Genomic DNA, 8,376 nt, shown 5'->3' with positions numbered 1-8,376 from the left:
TCGAGATTGATCCTTCTATGTTTCGTCAAGCGGCCATGGTGGGTTCGGGGGTGCTGTTGAGGGTGCGGAAGATGCGGCGGGCGAGGTAGCGCTTGAGGCAGCGGCGGATCTCGGCCTTGGTGCGGTGCTCGCCGGCGCGGCGTTCGACGTAGGCGCGGGTCTCGGGGTCGTGACTCATCCGGGTCACGACCGCGGTATGCAGGACCCTGTTCAGTTGCCGGTCGCCCCCGCGGTTGAGGCGGTGTCGCACGGTGTTGCCCGAGGAGGCCGGGATCGGACTGACCCCGGCCAGGGCCGCGAACGCGGCCTCGGAACGCAACCGGCCCGGGTGGGAGAACACGGTCAGTGACACGGCCGCGGTGATCGGCCCGACACCATGCATCTCGAGCAGCGGCGCGGCCAGGCTGGACTTGACCAGAACGGTGATGCGCTTCTTGTTCGTGGCGAGCTCGACGTCCAGGGCCAGGATCTGGGCGGCCAGGCGGACGGCCTCGCTGCGGGCGGTCGCGGTCGCGATGTCCTCATCGCGCTCGCGCCACCGGCTGATCATGGCGATCACCTTCTTGCCCGGGGCCCGGCGCGCATCGATACCCAGGTCGCTGACGCGCAGCAGCGCGGTCAGCGCGTTCGTGGCCGCGGTACGTTCGCTGTTCATCTGCTCGCGGGCGGTGAGCAGGACCCGCAGCGCGGCCCGTACCCCACTAGCGGCGCGGAGGTGACGCAGCCGGCTGACCTGAAGCGGGAGGACGGCGGCCGCGATGCGGTAGGCATCCAGGGCATCGGACTTACCCACGCCCCGGTTCCCGCGCGGGTTCATCCGCGCGGCCTCCACGACCTGATAGCCGGCGTCCTGGACAACGCCGGCCAGGGTCGCGCCGTAGGACGCGGCGCCCTCGATGACCCACAACGCGGCCATATCGGCCCCGGTGCGGCGAGCGGCCCAGGCGATCGCGCGGGCCATGCCCGCAGGCGTGGTCGGGAACTGGGCAGAATCGATCAGCTCGCCGCGGGCGGCCAGCACCGCCAACGAATGGGTCTGGGCGTGGGTGTCGACCCCGATGACGAACGGATGGGAGTGCGCGACGATAGCCATAGCGGCCTGGTGTCCTTCCTACCAATGAGTGGATGGTCTGGTCGCTGGTGGCCGGTGCCGTTCTGGGTAGGAGTCACCTCGGGACAACACTGTGACGAGTCACGCCACACCAGTGGCGGACAACCTTCTGATCAGGTCTCCGAGATGGGCCAGGACGGTGCCGGCCACCCCACCCATGGGCGGACAGATCAATCTCCAGACACCCCCAACAAGGGGTCTGCGGTTCGCCGAGTCACACCCACGAGCGGAACGACCAGCCACCACCCTGCCAGCCAGTCCCAGACCAGCCACCCCCACACTCACAGCGGTTGGTGCACGTCGAGATTGCGGTGGGGAATCGCCCCCGACCGGTCGAGAGTGCGGCTCAGCGCCATCACGGCTGCCGTTCGTCGTCGTGCCCCCGCTCTCCGATCCATCCCGACACCCCGTGCCACCCACCTGCGGGCCTACCCACCTCGCTACCGTTGCCGACCATGGACGCGGGACACCCGGACGACGCAGCGACGCCCGACGACGAACCGGCAGGTCAGCCCTCCGGAACGACCACCATCGGGGGCTTCAGCGGATCCGACCGCGCGTGGGTGCTCGTCATCTTCGGCGGCGCCGGGGCGATCGTCGGCGCGCTGGTCCCCGTGCTCGCGGGCTGGGCGTCGAGCCTGCCGTGGATGCCGTTCCAGGGCCCGCTCGAGCTCCTCGGTTCGTTCGACCAGTCGTGGCTCGTGTGGGGGCGGCCGCTGCTGGGCCTCGTCGTCGGGCTGCTGATCGGCCTGGTCGTCGTCTCGCGCACCCCGGTGCTACGCGTCGGACCGGGCGAGATCGAGGTCGTCCGCGGGGGCGACGTCGAGCGTGTCATCGACCGCGACGACGTGGCCGCGACCTACCGCCGGGGCTCGCACCTCGTCATCGAGACCGCGCAGGGTCGGTCGCTGTTCGACGCCGAGGTCGAGGGCGACAAGGACCGGCACCGCGCGGTGCTCGTCGAGGCGGGCTACCCGTGGGAGGGCGCACGCGGGTAGTCGCCGCGGACGGAACGGCGCCCGTCACGTCCCGGCAGGACCGGACGCCGAGGTCTCCCGGACGACGAAGTCCATCAGGCGCTCCATGCTCCCGGTCCGTTCCAGCTCCGCTCGTTGACGCTCGGACCCGGTCCCGGCCTCGCGCAGGCGCGCGAGTCCGTCGGTGACACGTTCCTCGTCGCCGGTCTCGCGCAGGGCAGGCCGGAGCTCGTCGACGACGCCGTCCAGCACCTCCCACGCAGGTGCGGGCCGGGCGGTGCGCGGGTCGAGCAGATCGCCGGTCAGTCCGTGCCGGGCCGCCTGCCACTGCGCGAGCCGGATCACGGCCGCCGGAACCGCCGGCGCGGGCTCGCCGTCCGCCCAGCGTCGTGCCGCCGTCTCCACCATGGCGCGGGCGAACGCGGCCACGAGGACCGCCTCGGAGGCGCTCAGGCAGATGTCCGCGACACGGAGCTCCACCGTCGGGTGGTCCGCCGACGTCCGGGCGTCGAAGTAGACCATCCCGCGGTCCATGAGGACCCCCGTGCCGAGCATGGACGCCACGGTCTCCTCGTACGCGCGCGCCGAGCCGAACAGCTCGCTCGGTCCCGACGACGGCCACCGGTGCTGGACCTGCGACCGGTAGCTGCCGTACCCGGTGTCGAGCCCCTCCACGTAGGGGGAGTTCGCGCTCAGGGCGAGCAGCACGGGCAACCACACGCGGATCCGGTCGATCACGCCGACCGCCTCCTCGGCGTCGGCCACCCGCACGTGCACGTGGAGCCCGCACGTGAGGCTCTCGGTCGCGATCGGGCCGAAGCGCTCGGCGATCTCCCGGTAGCGCGGGGACGGCGTGGTCACGGGGACGACGGGTGTCGGGCAGACCGCGATCGCCGCGAGCCGGGCACCGACCTCCTGGGCTGCGTCGTCGGCGGCGCGCCGGAGGGAGTGGAGCTCGGACTCGACGGCGGAGAGCTCGATCGTCGGGTGCGTCTTGCTCTCGACCTGCTGCTGCTGGAGCTCGCTCTCGAGCAGTCCGACGACGCCTTCGCCAGCGTTCGCGCCCGAGCCTCGCTCCTCGGCGCGGGCGATCACCTCCGACGCCACCGGCAACGCACGACCGGTGCCGGCCTCGACGAGCAGAAGCTCTTCCTCAACTCCGACGGTTCGCATCCAACCAGCGTTGCAGCCCCGAGCCCGTCCCGCTGGTTCGGCCCCCGAGCGAGGCGTCGACGACGGGTGGTGCAGGCCGCACCTCCGCTCAGAGCAGGCCGGCGAGCACCTTCGCGTGGCTGTGCTCGGTGTCCTTCGCGGCGTAGACGAGGGTGACCGTGCGGTGCTCGTCGACCAGGTCCTCGAGATGACTCAGGGCGTCGGACCCGTCGAGCTCGGACTCGTAACGGCCGGCGAACTCCTCGTACCTGTCCGGGTCGTGGCCGAACCACTTCCGCAGGTCGGTCGACGGGGCGACGTCCTTGAGCCACTCGTCGATGCGAGCGTCCTCCTTCTTCACGCCGCGCGGCCAGATGCGGTCGACGAGCACGCGGTACCCGTCCGCCTCGGCCGCGTCGTCGTAGACACGCTTGATCCGGAGTCCCATCCGTTCCTCCTCGCCCACTCGCGCGGCGCCCGATCGGGTCGACGCCGACACCTCGAACATACGCCGAGGGGTTCGCCGGGGCGTGCCGAGCTCGCGGCCCGAGCCGCCCCGCCCGGAGCGTCGAGGCAGTGCCTAGCCGGCGCCGAGCAGGTGCCGAACCTGTGCCGGACATGAGGGAACGACGCCCTCGAGGCTGTCGCGCGCGCCGACCCGAGCCCTACGCTCGCGCCACCTGCGGTCCCCCCGGACAGCCCACGGGCTCTCGCGCACCCCTCGAAGGGCACCACCATGTCCGCACCCGACGCCATGCCCGCACGGCCCCCCCGACCACGCCGCCCGATCGTCCTCGTCCTCGTCGCGCTCGTCGCAGTGGCCGCGGTCGTCGCGGCGACCCTGGTCGCGGTGCGTCTCCTCGACGAGACGGACGGCGCGTCCACCGACCCAGTCGCCCCGGCCGCGAGCGGCGGAGACGCCACCGAGGCGGTGCACGTCGTCAAGCTCGAGCCAGCCGACGAGCCGGGCGAGAGCCCGTTCACCGAGACGGTCACCGCCCCGGAGATCGACACGAGCTCGCCCTTCGTCGACACGATCGTCGCGCGGACGGCCGAGCTGACCACGGGCGCGAGCACCACCCCGGGAACGAGCACCTCGACCGTCTCCGGAACGGCACCGGGCCTGTACGGCGGGTCGAGCGTGAGCGACGTCTGCGACCCGGAGTCGCTGGTCGCCTTCCTCGCCGACGACGACGAGAAGGCGGCTGCCTGGGCCGGCGTCCTCGACATCGACGCCGAGGCGATCCCCGAGTACGTCGACGGCCTGACCTCCGTGGTGCTGACCACCGACACGCTCGTCACCAACCACGGGTTCTCCGGCGGCGCCGCCACCCCGCACCAGGCGGTGCTGCAGGCGGGATCCGCCGTCATGGTCGACGACCGCGGCGCCCCCGCCGTGCGGTGCGAGTGCGGCAACCCGCTCGTGGCCCCCGACCTGCCGGGCCCGGTCGCGCAGGCCGAGACGGTCGGCGCCGCCTGGGACGGGCTCGCCCTCGACCGCGTCGTCAGCGTGACCCCGGCCGCCGACGCCGTCTCGGCCTTCACGGTCGCCAACCTCGACACCGGCGAGCTCGTCGAGCGCACGGTCGGCCCGCACTCCGGCGCAACGGTCTACCTCGCGACGTCCTCGACGCACGTCCAGGCGCAGTACGACCCGTCGGGCGCCCCCGCGTCCGGCACCATCCAGACCAGCCCCGACGGCGTGGAATGGAGCGTCGCCCTCGAGACCACACCCATGCTCGACGTCGCCGCCGGTGAGGGACTGGCCGTCGCCGTCGGGGTGAACGACCGGTACGGGGGCGCGATCCACACGTCCACGGACGGGCTGACCTGGGGACCGGCGATCGACGTCATCGACCCGCTGACCGCGGTCGCCTACGGGGACGGCACGTGGGTCGCCGTCGGGGACCGGTCGTTCGCCGAGGAGAGCGGCGAGGGCGACGGGTCGAGCGGCGCGATCTACCGCAGCGACGACGGCGAGACCTGGGAACGCGTCGCCACGACCGACCCGTACGAGAACCCCTTCATGGGCAGCTCGGGCGAGATGCGGTACCAGGGCATGAACTCGGTGGCCTACGGCGACGGACGCTGGATCGCCACGGCGACCGAGTGCCAGTTCCGGACCTGCATGCAGGTGCTCTTCACCAGCACGGACACGATCACGTGGACCCGGTCGGCGCTCGAGGACGACATCGTCCGCCTCGACCTCGCCCACGACGGGCAGCAGTGGGGCTTCGTCGGGGGCGAGCGCATCGCCGACCCGGCGAACAACGCCGAGTGGGACCTTCCCATCGGCTCGGCCGGTACGAGCCCCGACGGGACGACCTGGGCGATCGGCCCCACCCAGCCCGACCGCCTCGTGCTCACCGGTCTCAACCCGGGCGACGGCGAATGGCTGGCCGTCGACGACTACGTCGGCGCCAGCACGACCGACCCGCCGGCCGCGGGAGGCGTCTACCGCAGCTCCGACCTGCAGACCTGGGAGCAGATCGGCACGGCCGCCGAGTCGACGACGAGCGTCGCCCTGTTCCGCGCGGGCGCGTCCGGGCCCGTCGAGCCGGTCGAGGCGGTGGAACCGGTCGATCCGGCCGAGCCGGCCGAGCCGGGAGCGACCGAGGCGGAGGACCCCGAGGCTGCGGAGCCCGACCCCGCGGCCGGGCCCGCCGGGGCGGCGACCGTCCAGATCATGACCGGCGGCCTCGACCTCCTCGCCGACGACGGCACCACGCTCGTCTCCCTGCCCTACGCCGGGCCGGCCACCGCCGCGACCGACGCCCTGTCCGAGCTGTTCGGCCCCGGCGCCGAGGAGTTCGTCCCCGGCGACGGCTACTGCTCGGTCGACAGCACGATCACGACCTGGGCCGGTCTGCACCTCATCCGTCCCGGCACGGCGCCCGACGCGACCGAGTGGCGCGTCTACCTCACCGACCCCGCGGCACCGGCCGGCGCCGCGACGGTGACCGGCCCGACCGGCGTGGCCCTCGGGCACCCGATCAGCCCCGTGATCGCCGCCCACCCGCAGGCACCCACGTCCTCGGCCGTCCACGAGGGGACCGCGTACGACTACATCAACCTCGACGTGCTGACGGAGCAGACGGAGTGGGGCCCGGCCGAGATGAGTGTCTCGGTCGGCGCCGAGGACGGCGTGGTCACGTCGATCACCGCCCCGGTCCAGGTCGGCGCCGACTGCTGACCCGCGGTCGCCCCGGCACGTTCCGACCACCCGGTCCGCGCATCGGACCCGCTCCCCACGTCACGTCACCGCGTCATATCCTGGGGTCACCTCGGCGCGGGCCCCTGACCGCACCGCCACTCCCCCCCACAGACGAGAACGGCACCACACGGCCCGCACATCGATTCCAAATCATGGAAACGGGAATGGATCGGGCAGCACCGGGGTTCGACCGAGCAAGAACCGAGAGAGAACAGCACGCACCGGGCACGCCCTGGCCTGCCCGGACAGGAGCACGACCGGCACCGGACATGCCGGTCGCGACATCGAGAGAGGGTTTCCTTGACTGCAGACAACGCACCTGTCCCGCACGACCCGAGCATCGACACGCTCGGTCCGCTCCCGCAGGGCACCACGCCCACCGGAGCCAGCACGCGCGAGAACGGCGCGCCCGCCGTCAGCGACCGGAACTCGCTGAGCGTCGGCCCGAACGGTCCGCTCCTCCTGCACGACGTCAAGCTCGTCGAGTCGCTCGCCCGCTTCAACCGCGAGTCCGTCCCGGAGCGCCGCCCGCACGCCAAGGGCTCCGGCGCCTTCGGCCGGTTCGAGGTGACGAACGACGTCTCCGCGTACACCAAGGCCGCCGTCTTCCAGCCGGCCGCCAGCACCGAGATGCTCGCCCGCTTCTCCACCGTCGCCGGTGAGCTCGGCTCGCCCGACACGTGGCGCGACGTCCGCGGCTTCTCGCTGCGCTTCTACACGACCGAGGGCAACTACGACCTGGTCGGCAACAACACCCCGGTGTTCTTCGTCCGCGACCCGATGAAGTTCCCGCACTTCATCCACTCGCAGAAGCGCCTCCCCGACTCGGGCCTGCGCTCGAACGACATGCAGTGGGACTTCTGGACGCTCAACCCCGAGTCGGCCCACCAGGTCACCTACCTCATGGGCCAGCGCGGCCTGCCCCGCACGTGGCGCCACATGAACGGCTACGGCTCGCACACCTACCAGTGGGTCAACGAGGCCGGCGAGCGCTTCTGGGTGAAGTACCACTTCCACACCAACCAGGGCATGGAGTACCTGACCAACGCAGAGGCGGACGAGCTCGCCGGAACAGACGCCGAGCACCACCGCCGCGACCTGTTCGACGCGATCGCCCGCGGCGACCACCCGTCGTGGAAGCTCTCCGTCCAGGTCATGCCCTACGAGGACGCGAGGACCTACCGGTTCAACCCGTTCGACCTCACCAAGGTGTGGCCGCACGCCGACTACCCGCTCATCGAGGTCGGCACGATGACGCTGGACACGAACCCGGTCAACCACCACGCCCAGATCGAGCAGGCCGCGTTCGCCCCGTCGAACACCGTCCCGGGCATCGGCTTCAGCCCGGACAAGATGCTGCTCGGCCGGGTCTTCGCCTACGCCGACGCGCAGCGCTACCGGATCGGCCCGAACTACAACCAGCTGCCCGTCAACAAGCCGATCGTCGAGGTCAACAACTACGGGCAGGCGGGACCGATGGAGTACGAGCACAGCGGCGCGCAGCCGAACTACGTGCCCAACTCCTACGGCCGCGACTACTCCGACTACGAGGGGGTCGAGGACGAGGGCTGGGAGTCCGACGGCGAGATGGTCCGCCAGGCCTACACGCTCCGGGCGGACGACGACGACTTCGGCCAGCCGGGGACCCTGGTCCGCGAGGTCTGGGACGACGCCCAGCGCGCCGAGTACGTCGACCAGATCGCCGGCTCGCTGCTCGGCGGCGTGAGCGAGCCGGTGCGCGAGCGCGTCTTCCTCTACGTCAAGGCGGTCGACCAGGCCACCGGTCAGGCGATCGAGGACAAGGTCCGCGCGGGCAGCTGATCCGGCACCTCCCGAACCGCCCCTGAACGGCGGCACGCGCACGACGGCGCACCCCATCGCGGGGTGCGCCGTCGTCGTTCGCCCTCGGGCCCTGCGCCCCT

At 71.9% G+C, this 8,376-nt stretch carries 6 protein-coding genes; 3 read left to right on the top strand and 3 right to left on the bottom strand.

What is annotated here, in order from left to right:
• Positions 1 to 25 precede the first annotated feature (25 nt).
• Complete coding sequence (locus ACZLMO_RS15995; RefSeq protein ID WP_463653755.1) at positions 26 to 1,093, bottom strand: IS110 family RNA-guided transposase; 1,068 nt, start codon at positions 1,091 to 1,093, stop codon at positions 26 to 28.
• A gap of 473 nt (positions 1,094 to 1,566) precedes the next feature.
• Here ACZLMO_RS15995 and ACZLMO_RS15990 point away from each other — a divergent pair, with 473 nt between their 5' ends.
• Positions 1,567 to 2,109 carry a YqeB family protein gene (locus tag ACZLMO_RS15990; protein ID WP_425715322.1) on the top strand — a complete coding sequence of 181 codons (543 nt, stop codon included), beginning with the start codon at positions 1,567 to 1,569 and terminating at the stop codon, positions 2,107 to 2,109.
• 24 nt (positions 2,110 to 2,133) lie between these two features.
• On the opposite strand, the gene ACZLMO_RS15985 is transcribed toward ACZLMO_RS15990, so the two are convergent.
• Together ACZLMO_RS15985 and ACZLMO_RS15980 are read right to left on the bottom strand one after the other, a co-directional pair.
• Positions 2,134 to 3,261 carry a carboxylate-amine ligase gene (locus ACZLMO_RS15985; RefSeq protein WP_425715321.1) on the bottom strand — a complete coding sequence of 376 codons (1,128 nt, stop codon included), beginning with the start codon at positions 3,259 to 3,261 and terminating at the stop codon, positions 2,134 to 2,136.
• An 88-nt stretch (positions 3,262 to 3,349) separates the two neighbouring features.
• Positions 3,350 to 3,688, bottom strand: coding sequence for a DUF488 domain-containing protein (locus ACZLMO_RS15980; RefSeq protein WP_425715320.1), 339 nt, complete (start codon positions 3,686 to 3,688; stop codon positions 3,350 to 3,352).
• A 288-nt stretch (positions 3,689 to 3,976) separates the two neighbouring features.
• Between ACZLMO_RS15980 and ACZLMO_RS15975 the strand changes: the two genes are divergently transcribed.
• Together ACZLMO_RS15975 and ACZLMO_RS15970 are read left to right on the top strand one after the other, a co-directional pair.
• On the top strand, positions 3,977 to 6,433 hold the full coding sequence (locus tag ACZLMO_RS15975; RefSeq protein ID WP_425715319.1) for a DUF6777 domain-containing protein: 2,457 nt from the start codon (positions 3,977 to 3,979) through the stop codon (positions 6,431 to 6,433).
• Positions 6,434 to 6,793: 360 nt separating this feature from the next.
• Complete coding sequence (locus ACZLMO_RS15970) at positions 6,794 to 8,275, top strand: catalase (RefSeq protein WP_425715413.1); 1,482 nt, start codon at positions 6,794 to 6,796, stop codon at positions 8,273 to 8,275.
• Positions 8,276 to 8,376 lie beyond the last annotated feature (101 nt).

This window comes from Georgenia sp. G2120, assembly GCF_055326485.1.
The sequence above is the reverse complement of the archived record's forward strand: the minus strand, read 5'-3'. Positions and strand labels throughout refer to the sequence as shown.

Bases quoted from the DNA above. Each gene is read 5' to 3' on its own strand.
- ACZLMO_RS15980 (WP_425715320.1), bottom strand. From the start codon at position 3,688: ATGGGACTCCGGATCAAGCGTGTCTACGACGACGCGGCCGAGGCGGAC.
- ACZLMO_RS15975 (WP_425715319.1), top strand. From the start codon at position 3,977: ATGTCCGCACCCGACGCCATGCCCGCACGGCCCCCCCGACCACGCCGC.
- ACZLMO_RS15995 (WP_463653755.1), bottom strand. From the start codon at position 1,093: ATGGCTATCGTCGCGCACTCCCATCCGTTCGTCATCGGGGTCGACACC.
- ACZLMO_RS15990 (WP_425715322.1), top strand. From the start codon at position 1,567: ATGGACGCGGGACACCCGGACGACGCAGCGACGCCCGACGACGAACCG.
- ACZLMO_RS15985 (WP_425715321.1), bottom strand. From the start codon at position 3,261: ATGCGAACCGTCGGAGTTGAGGAAGAGCTTCTGCTCGTCGAGGCCGGC.